This is a genomic window from Duganella rivi (genome assembly GCF_009857435.1).
GTDB classification, from domain to species: Bacteria; Pseudomonadota; Gammaproteobacteria; order Burkholderiales; family Burkholderiaceae_D; genus Rugamonas; species Rugamonas rivi.
On sequence record NZ_WWCK01000004.1, the window covers coordinates 748,236 to 772,908 of the forward strand.

The 24,673-nt window shown below is 63.0% G+C and carries 20 protein-coding genes; 11 read left to right on the forward strand and 9 right to left on the reverse strand.

Annotation, left to right across the window (positions count from 1 at the left end):
• The first annotated feature begins 88 nt into the window (after positions 1 to 88).
• Genes GTP45_RS15930 through GTP45_RS15955 form a run of 6 tightly spaced genes read left to right on the forward strand, consistent with a single transcriptional unit; the run spans position 89 to position 7,248 of the window.
• Entirely contained in the window at positions 89 to 1,336 is a 1,248-nt protein-coding gene (locus GTP45_RS15930) for an efflux RND transporter periplasmic adaptor subunit (RefSeq protein WP_161014818.1), read from the forward strand.
• A gap of 16 nt (positions 1,337 to 1,352) precedes the next feature.
• Complete coding sequence (locus tag GTP45_RS15935; RefSeq protein ID WP_161014819.1) at positions 1,353 to 2,015, forward strand: ABC transporter ATP-binding protein; 663 nt, start codon at positions 1,353 to 1,355, stop codon at positions 2,013 to 2,015.
• A gap of 9 nt (positions 2,016 to 2,024) precedes the next feature.
• A complete protein-coding gene (locus GTP45_RS15940; RefSeq protein ID WP_161014820.1) occupies positions 2,025 to 3,263 on the forward strand; it encodes an ABC transporter permease in 1,239 nt (412 codons plus the stop codon).
• Positions 3,263 to 4,459 (forward strand): ABC transporter permease, encoded by a 1,197-nt coding sequence (locus GTP45_RS15945; protein WP_161014821.1) that lies wholly within the window; start codon positions 3,263 to 3,265, stop codon positions 4,457 to 4,459. The genes GTP45_RS15940 and GTP45_RS15945 overlap by 1 nt, the downstream gene beginning before the upstream one ends.
• Before the next feature lie 3 nt (positions 4,460 to 4,462).
• Complete coding sequence (locus GTP45_RS15950; protein ID WP_161014822.1) at positions 4,463 to 5,923, forward strand: sigma-54-dependent transcriptional regulator; 1,461 nt, start codon at positions 4,463 to 4,465, stop codon at positions 5,921 to 5,923.
• Entirely contained in the window at positions 5,920 to 7,248 is a 1,329-nt protein-coding gene (locus tag GTP45_RS15955) for a sensor histidine kinase (protein WP_161014823.1), read from the forward strand. Before GTP45_RS15950 ends, GTP45_RS15955 begins: the two co-directional genes overlap by 4 nt.
• On the opposite strand, the gene GTP45_RS15960 is transcribed toward GTP45_RS15955, so the two are convergent.
• Both GTP45_RS15960 and GTP45_RS15965 read right to left on the reverse strand, forming a co-directional pair.
• Positions 7,242 to 7,691, reverse strand: coding sequence for a hypothetical protein (locus GTP45_RS15960; RefSeq protein ID WP_161014824.1), 450 nt, complete (start codon positions 7,689 to 7,691; stop codon positions 7,242 to 7,244). The two genes, GTP45_RS15955 and GTP45_RS15960, sit on opposite strands and share 7 nt — an antisense overlap.
• A 46-nt stretch (positions 7,692 to 7,737) precedes the next feature.
• Positions 7,738 to 9,471 carry a methyl-accepting chemotaxis protein gene (locus tag GTP45_RS15965; protein ID WP_161014919.1) on the reverse strand — a complete coding sequence of 578 codons (1,734 nt, stop codon included), beginning with the start codon at positions 9,469 to 9,471 and terminating at the stop codon, positions 7,738 to 7,740.
• A 209-nt stretch (positions 9,472 to 9,680) separates the two neighbouring features.
• Here GTP45_RS15965 and GTP45_RS15970 point away from each other — a divergent pair, with 209 nt between their 5' ends.
• Positions 9,681 to 11,081: an L-cystine transporter gene (locus GTP45_RS15970; RefSeq protein WP_161014825.1), complete on the forward strand. Its 1,401-nt coding sequence runs from the start codon at positions 9,681 to 9,683 to the stop codon at positions 11,079 to 11,081.
• Between the two features lie 44 nt (positions 11,082 to 11,125).
• Here the strand turns inward: GTP45_RS15970 and GTP45_RS15975 are convergent, their stop codons facing one another.
• The 4 genes from GTP45_RS15975 to GTP45_RS15990 all read right to left on the reverse strand — a co-directional run bounded on the left by GTP45_RS15975 (position 11,126) and on the right by GTP45_RS15990 (position 17,758).
• Positions 11,126 to 12,547 carry an OmpP1/FadL family transporter gene (locus GTP45_RS15975; protein ID WP_161014826.1) on the reverse strand — a complete coding sequence of 474 codons (1,422 nt, stop codon included), beginning with the start codon at positions 12,545 to 12,547 and terminating at the stop codon, positions 11,126 to 11,128.
• Between the two features lie 160 nt (positions 12,548 to 12,707).
• Positions 12,708 to 15,950 (reverse strand): efflux RND transporter permease subunit, encoded by a 3,243-nt coding sequence (locus GTP45_RS15980; RefSeq protein ID WP_161014827.1) that lies wholly within the window; start codon positions 15,948 to 15,950, stop codon positions 12,708 to 12,710.
• A 15-nt stretch (positions 15,951 to 15,965) separates the two neighbouring features.
• Positions 15,966 to 17,135, reverse strand: coding sequence for an efflux RND transporter periplasmic adaptor subunit (locus GTP45_RS15985; RefSeq protein ID WP_161014828.1), 1,170 nt, complete (start codon positions 17,133 to 17,135; stop codon positions 15,966 to 15,968).
• Between the two features lie 200 nt (positions 17,136 to 17,335).
• Positions 17,336 to 17,758: a divergent PAP2 family protein gene (locus tag GTP45_RS15990; protein ID WP_161014829.1), complete on the reverse strand. Its 423-nt coding sequence runs from the start codon at positions 17,756 to 17,758 to the stop codon at positions 17,336 to 17,338.
• A gap of 109 nt (positions 17,759 to 17,867) precedes the next feature.
• Here GTP45_RS15990 and GTP45_RS15995 point away from each other — a divergent pair, with 109 nt between their 5' ends.
• The 3 genes from GTP45_RS15995 to GTP45_RS16005 all read left to right on the forward strand — a co-directional run bounded on the left by GTP45_RS15995 (position 17,868) and on the right by GTP45_RS16005 (position 20,361).
• Complete coding sequence (locus GTP45_RS15995) at positions 17,868 to 18,926, forward strand: DUF475 domain-containing protein (RefSeq protein WP_161014830.1); 1,059 nt, start codon at positions 17,868 to 17,870, stop codon at positions 18,924 to 18,926.
• A gap of 34 nt (positions 18,927 to 18,960) precedes the next feature.
• Positions 18,961 to 19,332 carry a DUF8785 domain-containing protein gene (locus GTP45_RS16000; RefSeq protein WP_161014831.1) on the forward strand — a complete coding sequence of 124 codons (372 nt, stop codon included), beginning with the start codon at positions 18,961 to 18,963 and terminating at the stop codon, positions 19,330 to 19,332.
• A 75-nt stretch (positions 19,333 to 19,407) separates the two neighbouring features.
• Positions 19,408 to 20,361 (forward strand): hypothetical protein, encoded by a 954-nt coding sequence (locus tag GTP45_RS16005; protein ID WP_229258481.1) that lies wholly within the window; start codon positions 19,408 to 19,410, stop codon positions 20,359 to 20,361.
• A gap of 93 nt (positions 20,362 to 20,454) precedes the next feature.
• Here GTP45_RS16005 and GTP45_RS16010 read toward each other — a convergent pair whose 3' ends face one another.
• Together GTP45_RS16010 and GTP45_RS16015 are read right to left on the reverse strand one after the other, a co-directional pair.
• Complete coding sequence (locus GTP45_RS16010) at positions 20,455 to 22,734, reverse strand: coiled-coil domain-containing protein (protein ID WP_229258482.1); 2,280 nt, start codon at positions 22,732 to 22,734, stop codon at positions 20,455 to 20,457.
• A gap of 103 nt (positions 22,735 to 22,837) precedes the next feature.
• Positions 22,838 to 23,014, reverse strand: a complete 177-nt coding sequence (locus GTP45_RS16015) for a hypothetical protein (protein ID WP_161014832.1) — start codon at positions 23,012 to 23,014, stop codon at positions 22,838 to 22,840.
• A gap of 231 nt (positions 23,015 to 23,245) precedes the next feature.
• Here GTP45_RS16015 and GTP45_RS16020 point away from each other — a divergent pair, with 231 nt between their 5' ends.
• The gene (locus GTP45_RS16020; RefSeq protein ID WP_161014833.1) at positions 23,246 to 23,623 is read left to right on the forward strand and encodes a glycosyltransferase family protein; all 378 of its coding nucleotides are present in this window, start codon (positions 23,246 to 23,248) and stop codon (positions 23,621 to 23,623) included.
• A 19-nt stretch (positions 23,624 to 23,642) separates the two neighbouring features.
• Here the strand turns inward: GTP45_RS16020 and GTP45_RS16025 are convergent, their stop codons facing one another.
• Positions 23,643 to 24,632: a serine/threonine protein kinase gene (locus GTP45_RS16025; protein WP_161014834.1), complete on the reverse strand. Its 990-nt coding sequence runs from the start codon at positions 24,630 to 24,632 to the stop codon at positions 23,643 to 23,645.
• Positions 24,633 to 24,673 lie beyond the last annotated feature (41 nt).

Here is a 24,673-nt window from a genome sequence, read left to right on the forward strand (position 1 = left end):
GGCGGGCAAACCAACCTACGACTCCCCTTGCTAAGACCTTGATTTATAAGGCTTTGCATAGTGGCACGAGGTTTGCAGTAGAGAGGGCATGGATACCACTATCAGCCCCGACATCATTGCCCGCCGTAAGCGCAAGACTGCGCTGGTGGTGGCCGCCCTGCTCGCTACGATCAGCCTGACGGCGTGGGCGATTAACCGTGCGGTCAGCCCCAGCGTGGATGCCAGCGGCGTTAGCATCGCCACCGTCCGCGTCGGCAATATCGCCAATACCATCAATGCTTCCGGCATCGTCATCCCGGTGCATGAGGAGTTGGTGTCGAGCCCGATCCAGACGCGGGTCGCCAAGGTGCACGCCAAGCTGGGCCAGCAAGTGCAGGCCAACGAGCTGCTGCTGGAACTCGACAACCGCACCATCCTGCTCGCCATCGACGCGCTCAAGGAACAGCTGGCGCAGCAGGAAAACCGCATCCTCGCACTGACGCTGGAGATGGATCAGAAACGCAAGCAGCTCATCAGCGCCATCGAGTTGCTGGAACTGGATCTGCAAGCCAACCGCGTCAAGCTCAGCCGCTACCAAACGCTGCGCAAAGCCGGCGGCGTGTCGGCCGAAGATTTGCTCACCGCCGAACTCAACGTCCAGCGCACCGAAATCCTGCTGCGCCAGCACCGCGAGCAAATCGAAGACAGCAAGCGCGTCACCAGCAGCAATATCGAAGGTGCGCGCCTGCAAAAAAACATCCTGCAAAAGCAGCTGCAAGAGCAGCAACAACTGCTGGCGCAAACGCAGGTGCGCGCGCCGTTCGCCGGCATGCTGACCTGGCTGACGGCCGAGGAAGGCGCCAGCGTCAGCACCGGCCAGCTGGTGGCCAAGGTTTCCGAGCTCAACAACTACAAGGTGGAAGCCTCGCTGTCCGACTTCCACGCGCGCGCCCTCGGCGCCGGCCAAAAGGTGCTGGTCGAACAAGGCAACATCAAGCTCAGCGGCGAAGTGCAAACCGTGCTGCCGGAAATTCAGAACGGCACCATCAAGCTGCTGGTCACGCTGGCCGAGCCGCACCACGCCATCCTGCGCAACAAGCTGCGGGTGGAGGTCAACATCATCACCGAGCAAAAGCAGAACACCCTGCTAGCCGACTACGGCCCCGCTTTCAACGGCCGCGGCCCGCAGGACATCTTCGTGGTGCGCGACGGCATCGCCCGCAAGGCCACGCTCAACATCGGCGCCAGCGATGGCAAGGCCGTCGAAATCCTGTCCGGCGCGCGCGCCGGCGATCACCTCATCATTTCAGACACCAGCCGCTACAAGGATCGCGACAGCGTCCGCGTGGCCCAGTAAATACAGGGAGAACAGCATGATCCGCTTAAACAAAGTCAGCAAAACCTACCAGACCGACAAGGTCGAAACCTTGGCACTGAAAGACATTGACCTGCACGTGGAGAAATCCGAGTTCGTCAGCATCATGGGCCCCAGCGGCTGCGGCAAAAGCACCCTGCTCAACCTGATCGGCCTGCTCGATCAGCCGGGCAGCGGCGCCATCCACGTCGGCGGCACGCCGGTCGCCTCGTACAAAGACAAGTACGTAGCCAAGCTGCGCAACAACACCTTCGGCTTCATCTTCCAGAGCTTTCACCTGATTAACGACTTGCGCGTGATCGACAACGTCGAACTGCCGCTGTTGTACCGCAATATGTCGGCCAAGAAGCGCCAGCGGCTGGCGCGCGAGGCGCTGGAAAAAGTCGGCCTCGGCGCGCGCATGGATCACTATCCGAACCAGCTGTCGGGCGGCCAGCAGCAGCGTGTGGCGATTGCCCGCGCCATCGTCGGCCAGCCGCAGGTGCTGCTGGCCGACGAGCCGACTGGCAACCTGGACAGCAAAATGGGCCAGGAAGTGATGGACATCCTGCTCAAGCTGCACAGCGAAGGCACCACCATTGTGATGGTCACGCACAACGAGCAAGAGGCCAGGCAAGCCGGCCGCATCGTGCGCGTGTTCGACGGCCAGCTGGTCGCTTAAGGAGCACGCATGTTTAGAAATTATCTGCTGACGGCATGGAAGGTCTTCATGCGCCGCAAGCTGTTCACCGCGATCAACCTGCTGTGCATCGTGCTGACCCTGGTGGTGCTGATGGTGGTAACGGCGCTGCTGCAAAACACCTTCTTCCCCACTGGCGTGGAAGGCAAGAGCGAGCGCTTCGTGCAAATGATCATGATCGAATCCACCCACACCGGCAAGGGCGGCCGCCGCCAAGGCACGCTAGGCTACAAGCTGATCGACCAATATCTGAAGCCGCTCAAGCATGCTGAGCTGGTGTCGGCGGCGGGCTTCCCGATGTCGGTATCGGTGTACCAGCAAGACCGCGTCAGCGACCTCATGATGCGCCACACCGATGCCGAGTACTGGAAAATCCTCGACTTCACCGTGCTGCAAGGCCGTCTCTATAACGCCGAAGACGTCGAACAAGGCCGCATGGTGGCCGTGCTCAACCAGTCCACCGCGCGCAAACTCTTCCCCGGCCAGTCCTACCTCGGCCAGAAATTCAGCGCCAACGGGCAAATGCTCACCGTGATCGGCGTGGTGCAGGACGAGATGCACATCAACGCCTACGCCGATATCTGGGCGCCGGTCACCGCGCAGCCATCGAGCGAGTACAAGACCAAGTTGTTCGGCGGCTTCAGCGCCCTGATGCTGGCGCGCTCGCCGGATGACCTGCCCGCCCTGAAAAAAGAAATCATGCAGGTTGCCACCACCGTGCAATACGACGATCCGAACCAGTTCAATCGCACCCGGATGTGGGGCGATTCCAAGCTCAGCCTGTTCTCCCGCACGCTGCTTGGCGACCAGACCGAAGACGGCGGCGCAGGTAAATTTTTAGCCGGCATCATCGTGCTGATGATGCTGTTCATGACCTTGCCCGCGCTGAACCTGATCAACCTCAACGTCGGCCGCATCATGGAGCGCAGCAGCGAAATCGGCGTACGCAAAGCCTTCGGCGCCACCAGCCGCCAACTGGTAGCGCAACTGGTGCTGGAAAACGTACTGCTGTGCCTGATCGGGGGCGCGGCCGGGCTGGTGCTCGCCGCCGGCGTGCTGTGGTGGCTGGAAGGCTCGGGATTGATTCCCTACTTGCAGGTTCACCTCAATCTGGCCGTGTTCGGCTACGGCTTGTTGCTTACGCTGGTGTTCGGCGTGCTGTCGGGCGTGATCCCGGCTTGGAAAATGTCCCGGCTGGCCCCGGTTCACGCCTTGAAAGGAACTGCATAATGCTGCGCCACCTGTTGAAACTGATCTGGAAACGCAAGTCCCGCAACATGATGCTGAGCCTGGAGATACTGCTGGCCTTCCTGGTGGTGTTTGCGATCGCCGCATTCGGCCTGCGCTACGCCCAGCTGTACCAGATGCCTACCGGCCACGCCTGGCAAAACCAGTGGTCGGTCAGCATCCGCGTGGCCGGCGATATCCCCAACGACGCCGCCATTTACGACAGCCTGAAGCGCGGCCTGCTCGACCTGCCGGAAGTGGAATCAGTGGCCTTCAGCTCGTTCGGTACGTATGAAATGTCGCGCTGGACTGAGGAATACACCCTACCCGACGGCAGCAACAAGCTCACCATCGACGCCATGGGCGTAACCGACGACTATTTCAAGACCATGGACATGACGCTCACGGCCGGCCGCGCCTTCTCGAAGCAGGACGACGGCGCCGACGCCGCGCCCACCGTCATCAACCAGCGCCTGGCAGACAAATACTTCCCCGGCAAGGATCCGATCGGCCAGATCATCGTCGTGGCGAACGAGGACAAGAACAAGCGCTGGCGCTACCGCGTGACCGGCGTGGTGGCCAACTTCCGTTCGCAGGGCGAATTCATGGATCCGGTGTACTTCATGCTGCCGCGCTTCATCCCCGGCGTCGGCAAGGAAGCGGCCTACAACATCATGCTCAAGCTGAAACCGGGCACGCCGCGCATCTTCGAGACCAAGCTCAACGCCAAGCTCAAGCAGATCCGCAACGACTGGAACTTCGTCATCACGCCGCAAAGCGAGGCGCGCAAGTCCATGCTCAACACGCAGATGGTGCCGCTGATCATCCTGTCGGTGATTGCCGCCTTCCTGCTGGTGATGGTGGCGTTCGGCCTGTTCGGCGTGCTGTGGCAGAACACCACCCAGCGCATCCCGGAAATCGGCCTGCGCCGCGCGCTGGGAGCCGATGCGGGCAGCATCTACCGCCAGATCATCTCCGAGCAGATGCTGCTGAGTACCAGCGCCATCGTGATCGCGCTGGTGCTGCTGGTGCAGCTGCCGCTGACCGGCGTGTTTGGCGAAAGCTTGAACTGGACGGTGTTCCTTGCGGCGACGGTGCTATCGGCAAGTGTGATCTATCTGCTATCCTTGCTGTGTTCACTCTACCCCGGCTGGCGCGCCGCGCGCCTGAGCCCGACCCAAGCGCTGCACTACGAATAAACAATGGAATCGACTCGCAAGCAACGCATTCTCATCATCGACGACGACAGCGCGGTGCAAGTCTCGCTGGCCCTGCTGCTCAAGCAGTCCGGCTACGACACGCTGTGCGCCGACGATCCCAGGCAGGCCCTGGCCTTGCTTGCCCAGCAGCCGGTTGACCTGGTTTTGCAGGACATGAATTTTTCGCTGCAAACCAGCGGCGAGGAAGGCTTGCAATTGCTGGCGGCGATACGCGCTGAGTACCCGGCGCTGCCGGTGCTGCTGATGACGGCGTGGGGCTCGATCGCGCTGGCGGTGCGCGGCATGCAGGCCGGCGCGGCCAACTTCTTCACCAAGCCATGGGATAACACGCAGCTGGCGGAGTTGATCCGCACCACGCTGGAGGCGGCCGCGCCGGCGCCGGCGGGCAGCGCGTCGCGGCAGGCGCTTGACGCGCAGTTTGATTTCGGCGGCATCATCGGCGAGCATCCGCGCTTGCTGAAGGTGCTGACCACCATCGGCCAGGTCGCCAACACGCGCGCGCCGGTGCTGATACTCGGCGAAAGCGGCTGCGGCAAGGAGCTGGTGGCGGACGCCATCCACCGCAACAGCGCGCGCTCGGGCAAGGCCATCGTCAAGATCAACATGGGCGCGATTACGCCGACGCTGTTTGAAAGCGAGATGTTCGGCCATGTGCGCGGGGCGTTCACGGATGCGAAGACGGATCGCAAGGGCCACGTCGCTACCGCGCATGAAGGGACGTTGTTCCTTGATGAGATCGGCGAACTGAATCGCTCGGATCAGGTCAAACTACTGCGCGTGCTGCAAGACCAGACTTACCAGCCGGTCGGCGCCAGCCGCAGCGAGAAGGCCGATGTGCGCGTGGTGTCGGCCACCAATCGCGAACTGGCGGAATTGGTGGCCAGCGGCGAATTCCGCGAGGATTTGTTCTACCGCTTGAATCTGATCACGATCCGGCTGCCGCCCTTGCGCGAGCGGCGCAGCGATATTCCGCTGCTGGCGCGGCATATCATCGGCGAAGTGGCGGCCAGCTATGGCCTGCCGTCGGCGACGATTGCGCCGCAAGCCCTGGAGTGGCTGAGCGCGCAGCCGTGGCCGGGCAATATTCGCCAGTTGAAGCAGACGCTGGAGCGCACCTTGCTGCTGGTGGGCCGCAGCGAATTGCGGCAAGCGGATTTTGTTGCGGTCGAGCAGCATGAGCATGGCGGCGGGCCGGGCGCAGCGGGTGCGCGGCTGGGCGTCGATGGCATGACGCTGGAACAGGTCGAGCGGCACATGATCGCGCATGCGCTGGAGCAGCATCAAGGCAATATCTCGCGCGTGGCGAAAGCGCTGGGACTGAGCCGTACCGCGCTGTATCGCCGCCTGGAACGCCACGGCCTCGGCAGTGCACCCGATAGCGCCACGGACGGCGGCAACCTCGCTCACGCTGACGGCGGTGCGCGCAGCGGCGGCTGGCGATGAGCTTGCGGCGGCGGCTGTACGCTTACCTGATCGCCGCGCACGCGCTATTCCTTGCGCTCACGGTGCTGCTGTTCCGCAGCCAGCCGCTGCTGATGCTGGCGCTGGAATCGGTGGTGGTGCTGAGCCTGGTGCTGGGCATCCGCCTGATCCGCCGCGCGCTGGAGCCGCTCGGCTACACGCGCCACTTCCACGACTTGCTGCAAGACCAGCACTACGCCGCCCGCCTGCAAAACAGCAGCGACGCCGAACTCAATGAACTCGTCCAGCTATTCAACACCATGCTGGGCGCGCTGTACCAGGAGCGCCTGCAAATCGGCGAACAGCAAGGCTTCCTCGACCGCCTGCTGGAAGCCACGCCAAGCGCGGTCATCGTGTTCGATTTCGACGGCCGCATCAGCCTGCTCAACGCCAGTGCGCAAGCCTTGCGCGGCCTGCACCACGCCAGGGGCAAAACGCTGGCCGAGTGCGTGCCGCAAGGCGACAGCCTCTGCCTGCTCGCCCAGCTGGACGCCCTGCCCCTCGGCGATTCGCAACTGCTGACCGACGCCGACGGCCGCCGCTACCGTGGCCAGCGCGGCCAGTTCTACGACCGCGGCTTCGCGCGCCACTTCCTGCTGGTGGAAGAACTGACGGAAGAACTGGAAAGCTCGGAAAAAGCCACCTACGAAAAACTGATCCGCGTGCTTGCGCACGAGGTCAACAACACCGTCGCCGCCACCGGCTCGGTGCTGGACTCACTGCTCTACTACCGCAGCCAGCTGGCTGAGCGCGACGGCGACGACTTCAGCACCGCCATCGTCGCGGTGCAGCGCCGCAACGCCAGCTTGGGCGAATTCATCGAGCGCTTCACGCGCGTGGTGAAAATGCCGGCGCCGGAACTGCGTCCCAACGCCGTGCGCGACATCATGGACGACATCCTTTACCTGTACCGCGAGCCGTGCCGCAGCCGCGGCATCAGCCTGGCGTGGGAGCGCTGCGACGAGGTGGAAGCCATCGCCATGGATCGCCACCTGATGGAGCAAGCCCTGCTCAACGTCGTGAAAAACGCGATGGAAGCAGTAGAAATGGGCAGCAGCGACGACAAGCGCATCGCCTTCGTGCTGGCGCGCGAGGATGGCGGCGTGCGGCTGTCGGTGATCGACAGCGGCAACCTGCTGGGCGACGTGCCGGCGCGCCAATTGTTCACGCCGTTCTTCACCACCAAGAAAGGCGGCCAAGGCATCGGCCTGCTATTCGTGCGCGAAGTATTGAACCGGCACGGCTTCAGCTACCGGCTGGCCGCCACCGGCAACGGCGCGACCAGCTTCGATATCTGGCTTTACTGAACGCGCTGCACTTTCGGGTTGCGGTGCGCGCCTTCGATGTCGAGGAAGATCGCGCCCAGCAGGCCGCGCTTGACGGTGACTTTCGGATTGTTCAGCTCAACCACGTCCTCGGTGTCGTCCACCACTTTCCACACTTGGCCGTTGGCGAGGCGGATGCGCTGGCCACGTACCCAGCCGTCGAACGGACCAACGATGGAGGTCTCGATCGAATTCACGCCTGCCGATTTCAGCGCTGCCGGCTCGCGGCCGAACATCGCTTCCATCTCGGCTTTACTTGGCACGCCAGTCGGTGCGGCGGCTACCGGCGCGGCCGGATTAAGCTGAATGGCGTTGTAGCAGGCCAGGCGCACCGGGCCGTCTTCCAGTTGGCGGCACTTCAGCAGCGCTGCATCATCGGCCATGGCGGCCGTCGAAACCAACATCAGGGCAAACAAAACTTTCATCGCGACTCATCCTTAAAGATAGATACTGTCGCGATTATAGTCAGATTCAGAATTCTTCCCAATCACCATCGCTACTGCCGCCCGCTGTACTGGTACTGGCTAGACGCGGCTTGGCCTTGGCTGCAAGCGGCACCGCCACGCGCGGCGCGGCCGGCTTCACGGCTGGAGCCGGCCGCGGCGCTACCGCCAGGCGCGGCGCAGCGGGCTTGGCCGCGACCACCGGCGCGGCGGCGCGCTGCATGCCGTCCACCTGGAACACGCTGACCACGCGCTCCAGGTTGGCCGCCTGATTCTGCATCGCTTCCGCCGCGGCGGCGGCCTCCTCCACCAGCGCGGCGTTCTGCTGCGTCACCGTGTCCATCTCGCTCACGGCCTGGTTGATCTGCTCGATGCCGGCGCTTTGCTCGTCGCCCGCAGTCGAAATCTCGGCCATGATGTCGGTCACGCGCTGAACGCTGGCCACCACCTCGTCCATGGTGTGGCCGGCCTGCTCGACCAGCTTGCTGCCGATCTCCACCTTCTCCACCGAGGTGCCGATCAATTCCTTGATTTCCTTGGCGGCCGAGGCCGAGCGCTGCGCCAGCGTCCGCACTTCCGACGCCACCACCGCAAAGCCGCGTCCCTGCTCGCCGGCGCGCGCCGCTTCCACCGCCGCGTTCAGCGCCAGGATATTGGTCTGGAAGGCGATGCCGTCGATCACGGAAATAATGTCGACGATCTTGCGCGACGATTCGTTGATCGCGCCCATGGTATCGACCACCTGCGACACCACCGCCCCGCCCTGCTGCGCCACCGCCGACGCCGACTGCGCCAGCTGGTTGGCTTGCCGCGCATTGTCATTATTGGCGCGCACCGCGCTGGTCAGCTCTTCCATCGACGATGCGGTCTCTTCCAGAGAACTGGCCTGCTGCTCGGTGCGCGAGGACAAGTCCTGGTTGCCGCTCGCGATCTGCGACGAGGCCGAGGCGATGGTCTCGGTGCCGGTACGCACCTCGGCCACGATCTTGGCCAGCGCATCGCGCATCATCTTCATGGCGTGCAGCATGCTGTTGTTGTCGTTGCTGCGCGTATCGACCACCACCGTCAAGTCACCCGAGGCAATCCGCCCGGCCACCGCCGCCGCGTAATCCGGTTCGCCGCCCAGCTGCCGCAACAGGCCGCGCGCGATGCGTACTGCCGCCACCGCACCGACCACGATCGCCAGCCCGCTCAACACCAGCATCAGCGTGCGCGCGCGCTGGTAAGCGGCGGTGGCTGCGGCGGCATCCGCTTGATTAGTTTCCTTTTGCAGGTCGCCATACTCATCCAGCGCATCCTGCCAGGTCTGCGTGTAGGGACCGGCCTGCTTCATCAGCAGCTCGGTGGCCTCGGCATCCTTGTTGGCCAGCGCCAGCGCGAACACCTGGTCGTTCAATGGCCGCGTGATCTTGGCTTGCGCGGCGATGCGCTCGCGGATTTCGATGCCCTTGGGCGTAGCCGGCATCTTGGACAACTCCTCCACCGCCTTGTTGTAGACGGCGCGCGCCTTGGCGACCTTTTCCATCTCCGTGCGGATGGCCGCCTCCTCGGTCAGCAGCACCACGCTGCGCGTCACCCGCGCCACGATATGCACCGACTCCGACATCTCGTTCGCCAACTGGGTCTTGACCGCGTTCTCGTTGACGATGCGGTCGAGTTTGGCATGGATCGTGCTCATGTTGAACACGCCCAGCATGGCGACCAGCAATAACAGCAGCAGCACCAGTCCAAAACCCAGGCTGAGCCGGGTGCCAACTTTCATGGTAGCCATACGTACGCTCCTTGCAGATGGAATGCTAGAAATTGTACCGGCTTGGAATTCAAATAGTTTCACAAATTTCCACACGAAAACAACTTACAACACTTGCATATGTGAATTCTGTCTATCCATATAGCCAGATATTCGATAAACCATCTATAAGGCCATATAAAATGCACGATCGGTCAAAAATTCGTAGTAAAGGATAAGCTATGACGATCAACGTGATCCTCAATCTTCTGGCAGCGCTGGCCCTGCTCGGGCTGTTATACGCGCAACAACGCAAGCACGCGTCGTTTTCGGTGCGCGTGTTCACCGGCATGGGGCTGGGCGTGGTGCTGGGTGCGGCCTTGCAGGCGATCTACGGCGCCGGCGCGGCCGAGATCAAGACCACCGGCGAGTACCTCGACATCGTCGGCACCGGCTACGTCAAGCTGCTGCAAATGATTGTGATGCCTTTGATTATGGTGTCGATCATTGCCGCCATCCTCAAGCTCAAAGGTATCAACTCGCTGGGGAAAATCAGTGCGCTGACGATCGGCACGCTGATGATCACCACCCTGGTTGCCGCCAGCATCGGCATCCTGATGGCCAAGGCCTTCAGCCTGAGCGCGGTCGGCCTGACCGCCTCGGCCGCCGACATCGCGCGCGGCGTCTACCTGCAAGGCAAAGTGGAAGCGGCGCAGGCGATCTCGCTGCCAAGCATGCTGCTGAGCTTTATCCCGGCCAATCCCTTCCTCGACATGACCGGCGGCCGCAAGACCTCCACCATTGCGGTGGTGATCTTCTCGGTGTTTATCGGCATTGCCGCCACCGGCATTCATGACAAGAAGCCGGACATCTTCGCCTCGTTCGAGCGCTTCGTGCAGGTGGCGCACGCGATCGTCATGCGCATCGTCACGCTGGTGCTGCGCCTGACTCCGTACGGCGTGTTCGCGCTGATGGCGCAAGTGGTATCGAGCTCCAGCTACACCGACATCCTGCGCCTGGTCGACTTCGTGCTGGCGTCGTACAGCGCGCTGTTACTGATGTTCGTGGTGCACCTGCTGATCGTGAGCGGCCTCGGCCTGAATCCGCTGCGCTGGACGAAGAAAATCCTGCCGCTGCTGACCTTTGCCTTCACCTCGCGCAGCAGCGCCGGGGCGATTCCGATGAGCGTGCAGACGCAAACGCAGCGCCTCGGCACGCCGGAAGGCATCGCCAACTTTGCCGCTTCGTTTGGCGCCACCATCGGCCAGAACGGCTGCGCCGGCATCTACCCGGCCATGCTGGCGGTGATGATTGCGCCGACCGTGGGCGTCGATCCATTCACGGTAAGCTTTATCGCCCCGCTGCTGGCGATCATTACGATCGGTTCGGTGGGCGTGGCCGGCGTGGGCGGCGGCGCGACCTTTGCCGCGCTGATCGTGCTGTCGTCGATGAATTTACCGGTGGCCTTGGCCGGCCTGCTGATTTCGATTGAACCGCTGATCGATATGGGCCGTACCGCGCTTAATGTCAGTGGCTCGGTAACAGCGGGCGCCGTTACCAGCCGCGTGCTGGGAGAAACAGATTACGCCACCTTTAACAGCGATGTCGAACCACCGCTCGATAACGAGAAAAAAGCAGCATAAAAAAAGGGCCCGCAAGGGCCCTAGTGCTACGTAATTCTAAATGCTTAGAACTTGTAGTTGTACGCCAGACCGATCAGCGACAGGTGGGTCTTGTACACGCCACGAGTGGTTTCGCCGTTGCCGGTGCAGGTGGTTGCCAGCGGGTTGCACTGGTTGGTGTAGTTGATCTTGGCATCCTTGAAGTCCAGGAAGCTGTATGCCAGGTCGATCGACGAACGTGGGCTCAGTTTCCAGTTCGCGCCGAACGAGTACTGCATGCGGTCGCTGTCCGGCAGTGCTGGGTGGGTCAGCTCTGCGCTCGGTACTGGCGACTCGTCGTACGCAACGCCAGCGCGCAGGGTCAGGTTTTCGCTGTAAGCGTAGTTACCGCCCAGCGAAACGCGCACGGTGTTTTTCCATTGCTGGCGAATCACTTCGTCGCCTTCGCCGGTGCCTGGGAACTCGATGTGCAGATCACCCATGCGGTTGTTGCGGGTGAAGGTCACGTCAGCCATACCGGCCCACTTCGAATCGAACTGGTGGAACACGTTCGCCGACAGGGTTTCCGGGGTGCGCAGGCGTACCAGCGCGGCCGAGTTGACCTTGTGCGACGCGGCTTCCAGCACCTTGTTGACGATAGGATCGGTGGTCACTTGCGAGAAGTCCCACACGGTGCTGCCCTTCAGCTGGTGCGATACCGACGAACGGTAAGCCAGGCCGAAACGGGTGTTCTGATCCAGCGTGAACATATAGCCCAGGTTGAAACCCCAGCCCCAGTCCTGGCCGTCGTTCGAACCGTGGGCGTCGCCCGCGGTTTTCAGCAGTGCAGGATTGCCGCCCAGTGCAGCGATCTGCTTGATCAGCACTGCGCCTTGCGCAGCACCGGCTGGCGTCGACAGCGCGGCGATCGAACCTGGCACGTCCACAGCCTGGCCCAGTTCGGCCTTCATGTGCTCGGCGTTGATGCCGAAGCCGAAGGCGTGGTGCTCATTCAGCTTCCACGATACCGATGGGTTCAGGGTGATGGCTTCCAGCTTGATGTTGGACAGCGCGTAGCGGCCGTTCCAGGTGTTGCCGTAGTCCAGCTTGGCGCCGTACGGTACGAACAGGCCCAGGCCGACTGCCCACTGGTCGTTCAGCTTTTTGCTGACGTACAGCGACGGCGCAGCCACGGCGTCCGGGGCGTAGCCGTCAGCAGCGGTGCCGCCGGTAGGTGCGCCGGTGAAGTGCTTGGAACCGGTGTCGGTGTAGGTCGAGTGCGGCACGACCACGGTGGTGCCCACGCTGATCTGCGTGCCGTCCAGGCGCGACATGCCTGCCGGGTTGTAGAAGATGGTCGAAGCGTCAGCGGCTTCGGCGCCGTTGGCGTCAGCCGTGCCCTGGCCAGCCACGCTCTGCGAGCCAAAACGGTAGCCCGATGCCTGGGCGCTAACGGACATCGCGCCCAGGGCGGCGGCAATGATCAGGGGGAGGTATTTGTGCTGCATGACAGTCTCACTTATTGAATGGTTTTTTTGGGCCCAGTAGCCAAAGGTACTGGAAGGCCAGCAGCATACACCAAAAACCACCCAACCGAGCGAACGCTCTGCATTTCATTAATAAAAAAAGGGCCCGAAGGCCCTTTCTTGTGCTTAATTAAAAATACTTTTAAGCAATCTTGCGTTCTTGCTCCAACATCTCGGCCGGCGGCGGTGCGCTTGGGCCGCCACGGCCGGTCAGCTTGTACACCGCCTTCATGATCATGCGGTAGATGAAGCGCACGAACACCAGCGTCAATATCGCCTCGACCATGGTCACCAGCAGGGCCGGCGCGGCTGTCCAGCGTGCCGCGCGGCGGCTGAACTTGGCATTCATGCGATCCTTGCTGATCTCGATGCTGTCGTAGAAGGTCGGCACCATCAACAGGGTCAGCAGGGTCGAGGTAATGGTGCCGCCGATGATGGCGATGGCCATTGGACGATAGAACTCGCCGCCCTCGCCCAGGCCGATGGCCACCGGCAGCATGCCGGCGATCAGCGCAAAGGTGGTCATCAGGATCGGACGCAGGCGCATGCGGCCGGCGTACATCAGCGCATCTTCGCGGCCATAGCCCTCTTCCTCGCGCTTGCGCGCAGCGTCCAGCAGCAGGATGGCGTTCTTGGCCACCAGGCCCATCAGCATAATCACGCCGATCAAGCTCATCAGATTGATGGTGCTGTTGGTCAGCAGCAGGCCCACCACCACGCCGATCAGCGACAGCGGCAAGGACAGCATCACGGCGATCGGTGCCGAGAAGGAGCCGAACTGCATCACCAGGATCAGGTACATCAGGCCCACGCCGGCCACCAGCGCGATACCCATGGCGCCGAACACTTCCTGCATGTCCTTGCCGGCGCCGCCCAGTGCCAGGCCGTAGCCCGGTGGGAAGTCGATGTCCTTGACCAGTTTCATGGCGTCGGTGGTCACTTCGCCCGGCGAGCGGCCTTCGACGTTGGCGCTGACCGAGATCACGCGCTTGCCATCCTTGTGCTTGATGGTCGACGGGCCCTTGCCCATGGTGACGCGGGCAATCTGATCGAGCGGCACCATCTGGCTGGTGCCGGCCACCGAGATCGGCAGGCGCTCGATGTTCTCGGCGCTGGTGCGGTCTTCCGGCGCCAGGCGCACGGCCACGTCGCGCGACTCCCCGGTCGGGTCGACCCAGTCGCCCACTTCGATACCGGCAAACGCCACGCGCAATGCTTGCGCCGCATCGCCAGCAGCGATGCCCATCGAGTTGGCGAGGCCACGGTTCAGCTCGATTTGCAGCTCGTCCTTCGGATCCATTTCCGACAAGCCGACGTCCACCGCGCCCGGCACTTTGCGCAGGCGATCCATGAAGGCGTTGGTGATTTCCATCAGCTTGCGCGAATCGGTGCCGGTGAATTCAATCTGCACCGGCTTGCGGGCGCCGTTGCTCAGGTCGTCCAGCACGGTGTACTCGGCGCCGACCAGGCCGGCCAGCTTCTCGCGCAATTCCTTGGCCACTTCCACCGCGCCGCGCTTGCGTTCGGTTTTCTTGCCGATGTCGACGTAGATGCGGCCGCCGCTCAGGTTGACGTAGCTATTGGTTTCCTTGGTTTCCTTGATCGAACGGGCGATCACGGCAGCCTTTTCCAGTTTCAGGCGCGAGTATTCCAGCGAGCTCGACGACGGAGTGCGCACGTCAATCGCAATGGTGCCCCAGTCCGACGCCGGCACAAAGCTGGCGCCGCCGAACTTGCCTTGCAGGATCAGCGCGCCGACAAAGGTCGCCACCGCGATCACAGCCATCGAACGGCGGTGATGCAGCGCCCACTCGATCACGTTGCCGTAGCGGTCAGCCTGGTGGTCGAACCAGACGTTGAACTTGGCGAAGTACTTCTCCAGGCCCTTGCGCGGTGCGTCGTGGTGGCCCGGCGGGTCGCCCCAGAACGCCGACAGCATCGGATCCAGGGTGAACGAGATCAGCAGCGACACCGCCACCGAGCAGGTCACGGTCAGTGCGAACGGACGGAACCATTCACCAGTGATGCCCGGCATGAAGGCCACCGGAATAAACACCGCCATGATCGAGAAGGTGGTGGCAGCCACCGCCATGCCGATCTCGGCCGTGCCTTTCAGCGCGGCGGTGCGGCGATCCGAGCCCATCTGCATGTGGCGCACGATGTTTTCCCGCACCACAATCGCATCGTCAATCAGCACGCCGATCGCCAGCGACAGGCCCAGCAGGGTCATGAAGTTCAGCGTGAAGCCGCACAGCCAGACGCCGATGAAGGCCGCCAGCACCGAGGTCGGCAGCGACAGCGCGGTAATCAGGGTCGAGCGCCACGAGTTCAGGAAGGCGTACACCACGAAGATGGTCAGGCCGGCGCCGAACACCAGCGCGTGGATCACGTTATCCAGGCTGCTCTCGGCGTTCTCGCCGTCATCCTGGGTGATTTCCAGCTTGGTGCCGGGCTGCATTTCCTTCTGCATTTCCTCGGCCATGGCCTTGATCTTGCGGGCCACGGTCACGGTCGACGCATCGCGCGAGCGGGTCACCGAGATACCCACGTTCGGCTTGCCGGAACGCACGCTCAGGCTGTTCACTTCGGCAAAGCCGTCTTGAATGGTGGCCACTTGCGACAGGCGCACCAGTTCGTTGCCGTTGCGCTTGACCACCACCTGCTGGAACTCTTCCGGGCGCTCGATGCGGCCGACCAGGCGGATGCTTTTCTCGTCGAGGTCGCCGCGCACCTTGCCGACCGGCGCGTTGGTATTCTGGTTGCGCAACGCATTGACCACGTCGCCGATGGAGACGTTGTACTCGCGCAGTTTCTCGGCCTTCAGCAGCACGCTCAGCTCGCGCTTGAGCGAACCGTCGATGTTGACCGAGGCCACGCCGTCAATGCTGCGGAAGCGGTCGGCCAGCTTGTCCTCGGCCAGGCGCGAGATCTCGGCGTGGCTTTGCGAACTGGACGACAGGGCCATCTGCATCACCGGCTGCGCCGATGGATCGATGCGCTGCAAGATCGGCTCGCGCATCTCGGTCGGCAGCTTGTAGCGCACCGCGGCGATGGCGTTGCGGATCTCGTCCGACGCCTCGATCAAGTTCTTGGTGAAGGTGAACTTGATGAAGATGCTGGCCGCGCCTTCCGACGCCGTGCTATTGAGTTCGGTCACGCCGGTAATCGACTGCAGCGATTTTTCCAGGCGGTTGACGATCTCGCGCTCCACCGTTTCCGGCGACGCGCCCGGGTACGGGATATTGACCACGATGAACGGCACTTCCACGTCCGGGTTCTGATTGACGCGCAGCTTGTTGAGCGCCATCAGGCCTAGGCACATCATCGCAACGATCAGCACGATCGTGGCGATGGGCCGCTTGATACTAAAATCCGATAAGAACATGGCTGGGGCTCCTGATTATTTTTCTGCGACCTTGCCGGCCGAGGCCGAGGCCACGGCTTTCGGCGCGGTCAAGGTCACTTTTTGGCCGTCTTTAAAGCCGGAGGCCGGCACGCGCACCACCATATCGCCGGCGTTCAGGCCGCTCAGCACCTGCCAGCGGCCGCTGCGCTCGTCGCGGGTGCCGATGGTCAGCGGCACCTTGGCCAGCACGCCGTCCTTGACGCGCCACACATAATTATTGTCGCCCGCCTGCACCAGCGCCGATGGCGGCACCATCAGCGACGAGGTGGTCTGCGCTTCGACGCGGCCTTCGGCATACAGGCCGGCTACGCCCGGACGGGTCGCATCAGCAAAATCCACCAGCACTTCCACCTGGCGGGTGACGGCGTTGGCGGATGGATCAACACGCTTGATCTTGCCGGTGAAGCTCTGGCCCTGGTAGCCGTTCACGCGGAACAGCACCGGCTGGCCGGTCTTGACCACGCCGATCTTGTCGGCCGAGACCATGCCTTCGAAGCGCATGCTGCTCGGGTCGATCACCTTGATCAACTCCTTGCCGACCTGGGCGGTATCGCCGTTCGACACTTTACGGTCGCTGACAATGCCGTCAAACGGCGCGCGCACCACGGTGCGGGTCAGTTGCTGGCGCGCCGTCACCGAACGCGAACGCGCCGCGGCCAGGTCGCTCTGGGCGTTGTTGCGGCGCACTTCGGCGTCTTCCATGGCGGTGGTCGACACCATGCCGGACGCCAGCAGGGTTTTTTGGCGCTCGTACATGCGCTGGGTCTGGGCCAGCGTTTGTTCGGCGGCGCGGGTGGCTTCGTCGGCCGAGGTCAGGCTGTCGCGGATGGCGGTTTCGTCGAGGCGCAGCAGTACGTCGCCTTTTTTGACGGTTTCGCCATTCTCCTTGAGTACCTGAACTACAACCGCGCTCACCTCGGCGCGCAGGTCGGCGCGGCGCTCCGGCTGGATCGAGCCGGTAATCACCGGGCCGGACGCCAGCGCGTTCGATTCAATGGTCAGCGTGTCTTCCGGCGACATCTGCAATGTCACTTTTGGCGCATCTTTAGCTGCGGAAGCTGAGGCAGAAGCGCTGGCGGCGGCTTTTTCAGGCTCCTTGGCTGATTTGCCGCATGCAACCAGGGCAGAGGCAATGGCAAGAGCTAGAAGGGTTTTGCGCAACATAAAGTTCTCCAGAAAGTGGCACGTCGAGGTGCTTTTAGAATGAGCCAGACTACAGGGCGCAGAGTATCCTTGACCGACATTATCAGGTCAACCACAGTGCGACGAACGGTAAATTTTGTGGCTGAAACGCCAAATACGGGGATGAACGGTAAAGCGGGAATGTGCGGAACCGGACACTGTCCGGCCCCACGCGGACAGTTTTAGCCGCGGCCGAAGATGGCGTGGATGATGTTGCCGATGATGATGCCGGTGGTCAGGCCGCCGGCAATTTCCACCAGCGTGTGGCCCATGCGCTCGCGCAGCCACTTGTGTCCGCCGTCTTCCTTGGCGATGCGGTTGATGGCGGCGGCCTGCTTGCCGACGTGCTGGCGCAGGCTATTGGCATCAATAATGACAATAAAGCACAGCGTGACCGCCACGCCGAAGGCCGGGTGGCCGATGCCCTCGCGCAGCGCGATCAGGGTCGCCATGCTCGACACCACGGCGCTGTGATTGCTCGGAAAACCGCCGTTGCCGACCAGATTAAAGGCCCATTTGCGCGCCTTGGCGCTATTAATCAGGAATTTGATCGGGCCGACCGTGATCCAGGTAATCAGCGGGGTAACGAGATAAGCGATGTCCATCGAGGCAGTCCTTTGCATTTTTGTGGCGACATTATGGCAGAACCCTCCCCAGCGGCGGAAGCAAGTATTATAAAATTCACCTTATTCCCTTATTTCCACAAAGACAACGATGCAGCACTTCCGAATCTCCTTTGCCGTCACCTTCATCCTCATGGCCCTTGCCGGCTGGTGGGGCTACAACCATGGCGGCGTCAGCGGCCTGGCGCAGGCGCTATGGATCACGGCGGTGCTGGGCATCATGGAAGTGTCGCTGTCGTTCGACAATGCCGTGGTCAACGCCTCGGTGTTGCGCCATTGGAACGAATTCTGGCGCAAGCTGTTCCTGACGGTCGGCATCCTGGTGGCCGTGTTTGGCATGCGGCTGATCTTCCCGCTGCTGATCGTCTCCATGGCGACCGGCCTCGGCCTGATCGACGTGTGGCACATGGCCACCACCACACCCGAGGAATACTCGCGCCACCTGACCGGCGCCCACGCCGAGGTGGCGGCCTTCGGCGGCGCCTTCCTGCTGCTGGTGTTCCTCAACTTCCTGTTCGACGACCAGAAAGAACTGCACTGGCTGGGCTGGATCGAGGAAAAACTGGGCCAGCACGGCACCGAGAGCCTGTCGGTGCTGCTGGCGCTGGCGGCAGTGTTTGGCTGCGTGTCGCTGGTCGGCGCGGACGAGCAATATAAAGTGCTGACCGCCGGCGTGGTCGGCGTGATCGTCTACCTGGCGGTGGGCTGGATCAGCAGCCTGCTGGAAGAAGACGAGCCGGAAGACGAGGACGACATCACCGAAGCGGGCGTGGCGCCAGTGGTGGCCAGCGTGGCCAAGGGCAGCTTCGGCGGCTTCCTCTACCTGGAGGTGCTGGACGCCTCGTTCAGCTTCGACGGCGTGATCGGCGCGTTTGCGATTACCTCGGACGTGGTGATCATCATGCTGGGGCTGGCCATTGGCGCCATGTTCGTGCGCTCGCTGACCGTGTTCCTGGTGCACAAAGGCACGCTGGACGAGTACGTCTATCTTGAGCACGGCGCGCACTACGCCATCGGCATCCTGGCCATCATCATGCTGGCCAGTGTGAAATACCACATCCCGGAGTGGTTCACCGGGCTGTCGGGCGTGGCGTTCATCGTGGTGTCGCTATGGTCGTCGGTGCGCCACAAACGGCTGCACGCGGCGTGATAAGATAAGAAACGTTGCCTAACTCTGAACCCCTATGACCACTCCTAAGCGCATTTTCGTGTACTTCATCGGCCTGCTGGCCGTCGCCCTGCTGCTGATGGCGGCCTACACCTGGGCCATGCTGCACATCTCGTACTCGGAAGGCGAGCGCGCCGGCTACCTGCAGAAATTCTCGACCCGCGGCTGGATCTGCAAAACCTGGGAAGGCGAAATCCTGCTGACCTCGATGCCGGGCGCGATCCCGGAGAAATTCGAGTTCAGCGTGCGCGATCCGCAGGTGGCCAAGGAACTGACCGCCGCCACCGGCAAGCGCGTGGTGCTCAGCTACGCCCAGCACAAAGGCGTGCCGACCCAGTGCTTCGGTGAAACCGAGTATTACATCACCAAGGTCACACCTCAGCCATAAAACACGCTGTTACACAGGCGTGAGGCGTCGTGAGTTGATTTCCGGTAGACTCGCCGTTTTACCGGAGCTTCCACTATGCAACGTACCCTCTTTGCCGCCGTGGCGCTGGCAGCGGCCGGCTGGACTTCTGCGCAGGAAGTGACTGCTTACGGCGGCACGCTGCGCGTGCGCGAGGCGGACGAAGTCACCTTCAGCGCTGGCGCGTCCTACCTCAACCCTGTCAACGAGCACCTCGCGCTGGGACTGGTCTACCTGAACGAAGGCCACCCGCTGGGCCACCACCGTGACGGCGTGGGCAGCCAAGTGTGGTTCCGCAGCAATAACCAGCAGCCGGGCTGGAGCTTCGGCGCCGGCATCGGCGCCTACTACTACTTCGACACCGTCGACCTGCACAGCAAGACCGGCGCGCGCTACACCAACGACCACGGCTGGGCGCCGATCTACAGCGCGCAGCTCACCTACCACTACCCGGACAGCCGCTGGTACAACCAGCTGATGGTGACCCGCATCCGCCCCAGCGGCAAGGACGCGACCACCTCGCTGATGCTGGGCGTGGGCTACCAGTTCAACGGCGTCAAGGGCGACAAGCTGCACCTGGAGGGGCCGGCGACCGATGAAGCCGTCACCGTGCTGGCGGGCCAAGGCATCACCAACAGCCTGAGTTCGGAGACCACGGCGATTGCGGCGCTGGAATACCGGCGCGCGGTGGGGCGTTACGTCGACTGGACGTTGACGGCGCTGTATGAAGGCAATACCGCGCAAAGCAAGCGCAACGGCGTGGCCACGCAATTGTGGCTGATCCGCTCGCTGAATCCCAAAGTGGAATTGGGCATGGGGGCCGGCCCCTACTTCAACATCCGCGTGCCGGATGGCGAGGGCCAGCGTTCGCACCGCTCGGGGCTGGTGAGCGTGGCGAGCCGCTACCACTGGTCTAAGCAAGTGGTAGCCGAAGTCTCATGGAACCGCGTGGTCACCGACTACCACCGCGATGCCGACCTGTTTCTGATCGGCGTCGGCTACAGCTTCTAATCCGGGGTCAGTTCTGCCAATCGGACACGGGCTCTACCGTAGCGACCGCTACGGTAGAGCCCGTGTCCGATTGGCAGAACTGACCCCGGTTTTTTAGCGGGCGCGCCAGACGGCTTTGGTGGTTTCGGCTGGTGCTGGCTGGCGGGCCGCTTCCTTGCGGGCGCGCGCATCATCCAGCGTGGCGACGACGGTGCCACTTTCTGCGGCCAGCGCTTCTTCCGCCGCTACTTTGGCCTGCACCGAGACCAGCACTTTCTGCGCTGCGGCCAGGCGGCGGGTTTCCAGTTCCAGCAATTTCTGTTTGGTCGCGGTCATCGCGGCCGTGGTTTCGGCCACTTTGCGCTGCATCGCCGCGTGCGCTTGCGCGGTTTCCAGCAAGGCTTTCTGTGCGGCGGCCTTGTCGGCTGCGGCCTGGGCTGCGGCTTGTTCGGCCAATTCACGCTGATGCATCGCTTCAGTTTCAGCCTGCGCTTCATCGGCACGCTGGCGGGCGCTGGCCGCCACGGCCTTCTCCGCTTCCAGGCGGCCGGCAATCGCTTGCGACGCGCGTACTTCCGATGCGGTGGTGATGCGCTGCTGCGTCAGCTTCTGGTCGATCAGCGCCAGCGATTTGCGCTCGGTCTCCACGAAATCACGCTCGGCTTGCAGCAATTCCTCGGCCTTGGCCGCCTTCTCCTGCTCCACGCGGGCACGCTCTGCATGCACCACGCCCAGTTCCACGGCGAGGCTGGCTTGCGCCGCCAGCGCTTGCGCAGCGATGGCTTTCTGCTCGGCTTCCGCCGACACCTGCGCCGCCATCACGCGCGCCGCTTCGGCTTCCTGATTGGCGGCGTCGGCCAGGCGCTGGTCGGCTTCGCGCTGCTGGCGGAAGGCCTCGGTCTGCGCGCGCTCGGCGGCCACGCGTTGTTGCGCCGCTTCGGTAGCACGCTGCTCGGCTTCCAGTTTTTCTTTCAACGACGCGATGGCTTGCTGCTCGGCGGCCGCACGCGCCTGCTCCGCTTGCAGCAACGCAGCAGCTTGCTCGGCGCGCTGCGCGGCCACGGCGTTGGCGGCATTCTGCGCTTCCACGTGCTGGGCCAGCGTCGCAACTTCTTCCTGCTCGGCGGCGTTTTGAGCGGCGACCAGTTCCGCTGCCGCACGCGACAACGCCGCGCGCTCATTCGCCAGATCGGTAGCACGCTGCTGCTCCATGCTGTCGGCGCGGGCGGCTTCGGCGGCGGCTTGATCGGCGGCCTGGCGCAGCTTGGCTTGCTCCAGCGCTTCGGCTTCCGCTTCCACCTTGGCCAGGGTCGCCATCTCGGCTTCTTCTTCCACTTGCACGCGGGCCAGCGCCACGGCGCGCAGCTGGTTATCCACTTCGATACGCGCTTCGGTGGCGGCGATGATGCGGGCGTCGGCTTCGCGGCGCGCCTGCGCGCTGGCGGCAGCCACGGCTTCCATGCGCTCGCGGTGAATCGCCGCGTCACGGATTTCTTTTTCGGTTTGCAGGCGCAGGCGCAGCGATTGCGCGGCGCTGCGCTCGGATTCGGCCTTGGCTTGCGCGATCTGCTCGCGCTCCTGCTCAAGGTGCGCCAGCGCGCGGGCTTCTTCAAGTGCGCGCACTTCGGCGGCGGAACGGTTGAAGGCCGCTTCCAGCGCCACCTGATCGGCGCGCTCGCGCTGCTTGGTCAGTTCCAGCGCTTCGGCCTCGGCCTCGGCCAGTTGCTGCGCGGTCAGGCGCGCGCCAGCGGCATGACGCTCGCGCTCGCGGGCCAGCGTGGCGACGCGCGCATCGGCAGAAGCGATGCCAACCACCTCTTCCTTGGCAGCCTGCACCGCGGCGACGCGTTCAGCCGCTTGCAAGCGGGCGTGTTCGGTTTGTGCTTGCAGTTCTGCGGCGGCGCGCGACGCTTGCTCGGCCAGTTCCGCTTCGGTGGCGATGTGTTCGTGTGCGCGCTTGCGGTTTTCTTCTTCGGCCTTGGCGCGTTCTTCCGCAGCCTTGCGGATTTGATTGTCCGCCTCGGCGCGGGCGCGCAGCTCGGCGGTTTCCAGCTTGACCGCGTCCAGACGGGCCACGCTGGCCTGCGCAGCGGCGCGCAGCGATTCCAGGCGCTCCTTGTTGGCGGCAATCGCCTCTTCCGACGCCTGCGCATTTTGCAGCGCCACTGCTGCCGCAGCGGCATCCATTGCGGCACGGTCTTCGGCCAGCGCGCGGGCGCGCGCTTCGGCGTGCGCGCGGCTCTCGGCGGCGCAAGCGGCCTTGGCTTCGGCTTCCACCCGGGCGATGGCTTCCTGGATCGCTTTCATCTCCATCGCGGCACGCGGCATCGCGGCCGGTTCCTCTGCATCAAGCAGCGAGACCATCGGGATCGGGAGCAGGTCGGTGTCGTTCATGAGAGTTCTCACAGGTGGATTTCTGAGCTCTCATTATCATGTAGCCCACAAGCAATCCTAACCGTGAGAAGAGGCGGAAAAACCCGCCAATTCTCAGGTTGCTTTACTGGCTGTACAGGCAAGCAATCAGCAGTTGCATGCTGGCACTGAGCGCGATCACCGCGAATACCACATAGCCGGCGCGCAAGGACTTGCGCTGCGCCCGCAGCAAGCGTTGCACTGCAAGCGATTCTTCGCAGCCGTCGTCGCTGCGCCGTGGATCGAAAGTTTCGTCGTACATCACTGCGTACCTCTTCGTTAAGCCAACTGAAAGCTTAACGCCGGCCGCCTAAAGGTTTTATAAAGATGCTACGCCGCGCAGTAAATTTATCGTAAATAGCAGCGTCCGCTGAAACGCTGAATTTACGCATTATTGATAAGCCGACCAAGAAAATTGACACTACTTTTACGGCGAAAACACTATCGTACTGTTCGCACGCAGCAAGCCGCTGCGCTGATGAACGGAGAAATTATGTTTGAACTCAACAAAGAATACAGCCGCGAAAATATCCACGCCGTGGTTGGCGGCAACAAGGAATCGTTTTTACCTGCACGCCAAGGCAAGATCGTCGCGGCCTGCCTGCGCGCGGAATTGAATCCGCTGGCGCCCGAGTACATCGTCTGCAATAGCGGCAGCGCGGCCCGCGCCGCCGGCAGCACGCTGGCGCGCCAAACCGAGGCCATCCCGGTGTTCTTGCGACAGGATAGCGACCGCTACCGCTTCATCGGCAACTACGCCGTGCAGGAGTCCTACACTGTGCCCGACGAATGCGTGCCCTACATTCAGGGCACCGGATTCAGCAAACAGCAGATCTCGCGTGTTCTCAAAATGCGCGCCGTGAAGGCCTAGCGCTGCATATTCCGCTACCTCAAACCGGTAGCGGCGGCTCGTCCATCAGCGCGACTTGCTCGCGCAGCTCCAGCACGCGGTCTTGCCAATAGCGCTGGGTGTTGAACCACGGGAAGGCGGCTGGGAAGGCCGGGTCGTCCCAGCGCCGCGCCAGCCATGCCGAGTAGTGGATCAGGCGCAGAGTGCGCAGCGCTTCCACCAAGTGCATCTGGCGCGGGTTGAATTCGCAGAAGTCCTCGTAGCCGGCCAGGATGTCGCCCATCTGGCGCACTTGCTCCGAGCGTTCGCCGGACAGCATCATCCACAAGTCCTGGATGGCCGGGCCCATGCGCGCATCGTCAAAGTCGACGAAGTGCGGGCCGGCGTCGGTCCACAGCACGTTGCCGCCGTGGCAGTCACCGTGCAGGCGCAGCGCCGGCAGTTCACCGGCGCGGTCGTAGCAGCGGCGCACGCCGTCCAGCGCTTGCTGGGCGATACTGGCGTAGGCTTCTTTCAAGTCCAGCGGGATGAAGCCGTTGGATTGCAAGAAGTCGCACGGCTCGGTGCCGAAGGTGGCGATGTCCAGCGCGGGACGGTGCTGGAACGGCTTTACCGATCCCACCGCGTGGATGCGGGCAATGAAGCGCCCCGTCCATTCCAGCACGGCTGGATCGCCCAGCTCGGGCGCGCGGCCGCCGTGGCGGGTGAACACGGCGAAGCGGAAGCCCTGGTAGTGGTGCAGCGTGCGGCCATTCAACGCCAGTGCAGGCACGACCGGGATTTCAGTGGCGGCCAGTTCGTCGGTGAAGGCGTGTTCTTCGAGAATGGCCTCATCGCTCCAGCGCCCGGGACGATAAAATTTCACTACCAGCGGCTTATCGTCTTCGATGCCGACTTGGTACACACGGTTTTCGTAGCTATTCAGCGCCAGCAGGCGGCCGTCGCCGCGCAGTCCGATGCTGTCGAGGGCGTCGAGCACGCAGTCTGGGCTCAACGCGGAATATGGGTGGGGTGCAGTCATAGCCGCCATTGTACGGGGCGCGGCGTGTATACTGTCGTATTCCCCGAAAT

Bases quoted from the DNA above. Each gene is read 5' to 3' on its own strand.
- GTP45_RS15980 (WP_161014827.1), bottom strand. From the start codon at position 15,950: ATGTTCTTATCGGATTTTAGTATCAAGCGGCCCATCGCCACGATCGTG.
- GTP45_RS15970 (WP_161014825.1), top strand. From the start codon at position 9,681: ATGACGATCAACGTGATCCTCAATCTTCTGGCAGCGCTGGCCCTGCTC.
- GTP45_RS16005 (WP_229258481.1), top strand. From the start codon at position 19,408: ATGCAACGTACCCTCTTTGCCGCCGTGGCGCTGGCAGCGGCCGGCTGG.
- GTP45_RS15990 (WP_161014829.1), bottom strand. From the start codon at position 17,758: ATGGACATCGCTTATCTCGTTACCCCGCTGATTACCTGGATCACGGTC.
- GTP45_RS15940 (WP_161014820.1), top strand. From the start codon at position 2,025: ATGTTTAGAAATTATCTGCTGACGGCATGGAAGGTCTTCATGCGCCGC.
- GTP45_RS15960 (WP_161014824.1), bottom strand. From the start codon at position 7,691: ATGAAAGTTTTGTTTGCCCTGATGTTGGTTTCGACGGCCGCCATGGCC.
- GTP45_RS15935 (WP_161014819.1), top strand. From the start codon at position 1,353: ATGATCCGCTTAAACAAAGTCAGCAAAACCTACCAGACCGACAAGGTC.
- GTP45_RS15975 (WP_161014826.1), bottom strand. From the start codon at position 12,547: ATGCAGCACAAATACCTCCCCCTGATCATTGCCGCCGCCCTGGGCGCG.
- GTP45_RS16010 (WP_229258482.1), bottom strand. From the start codon at position 22,734: ATGAACGACACCGACCTGCTCCCGATCCCGATGGTCTCGCTGCTTGAT.
- GTP45_RS15995 (WP_161014830.1), top strand. From the start codon at position 17,868: ATGCAGCACTTCCGAATCTCCTTTGCCGTCACCTTCATCCTCATGGCC.
- GTP45_RS16000 (WP_161014831.1), top strand. From the start codon at position 18,961: ATGACCACTCCTAAGCGCATTTTCGTGTACTTCATCGGCCTGCTGGCC.
- GTP45_RS15955 (WP_161014823.1), top strand. From the start codon at position 5,920: ATGAGCTTGCGGCGGCGGCTGTACGCTTACCTGATCGCCGCGCACGCG.
- GTP45_RS15950 (WP_161014822.1), top strand. From the start codon at position 4,463: ATGGAATCGACTCGCAAGCAACGCATTCTCATCATCGACGACGACAGC.
- GTP45_RS16025 (WP_161014834.1), bottom strand. From the start codon at position 24,632: ATGGCGGCTATGACTGCACCCCACCCATATTCCGCGTTGAGCCCAGAC.
- GTP45_RS15930 (WP_161014818.1), top strand. From the start codon at position 89: ATGGATACCACTATCAGCCCCGACATCATTGCCCGCCGTAAGCGCAAG.
- GTP45_RS15985 (WP_161014828.1), bottom strand. From the start codon at position 17,135: ATGTTGCGCAAAACCCTTCTAGCTCTTGCCATTGCCTCTGCCCTGGTT.
- GTP45_RS15945 (WP_161014821.1), top strand. From the start codon at position 3,263: ATGCTGCGCCACCTGTTGAAACTGATCTGGAAACGCAAGTCCCGCAAC.
- GTP45_RS16015 (WP_161014832.1), bottom strand. From the start codon at position 23,014: ATGTACGACGAAACTTTCGATCCACGGCGCAGCGACGACGGCTGCGAA.
- GTP45_RS16020 (WP_161014833.1), top strand. From the start codon at position 23,246: ATGTTTGAACTCAACAAAGAATACAGCCGCGAAAATATCCACGCCGTG.
- GTP45_RS15965 (WP_161014919.1), bottom strand. From the start codon at position 9,471: ATGAAAGTTGGCACCCGGCTCAGCCTGGGTTTTGGACTGGTGCTGCTG.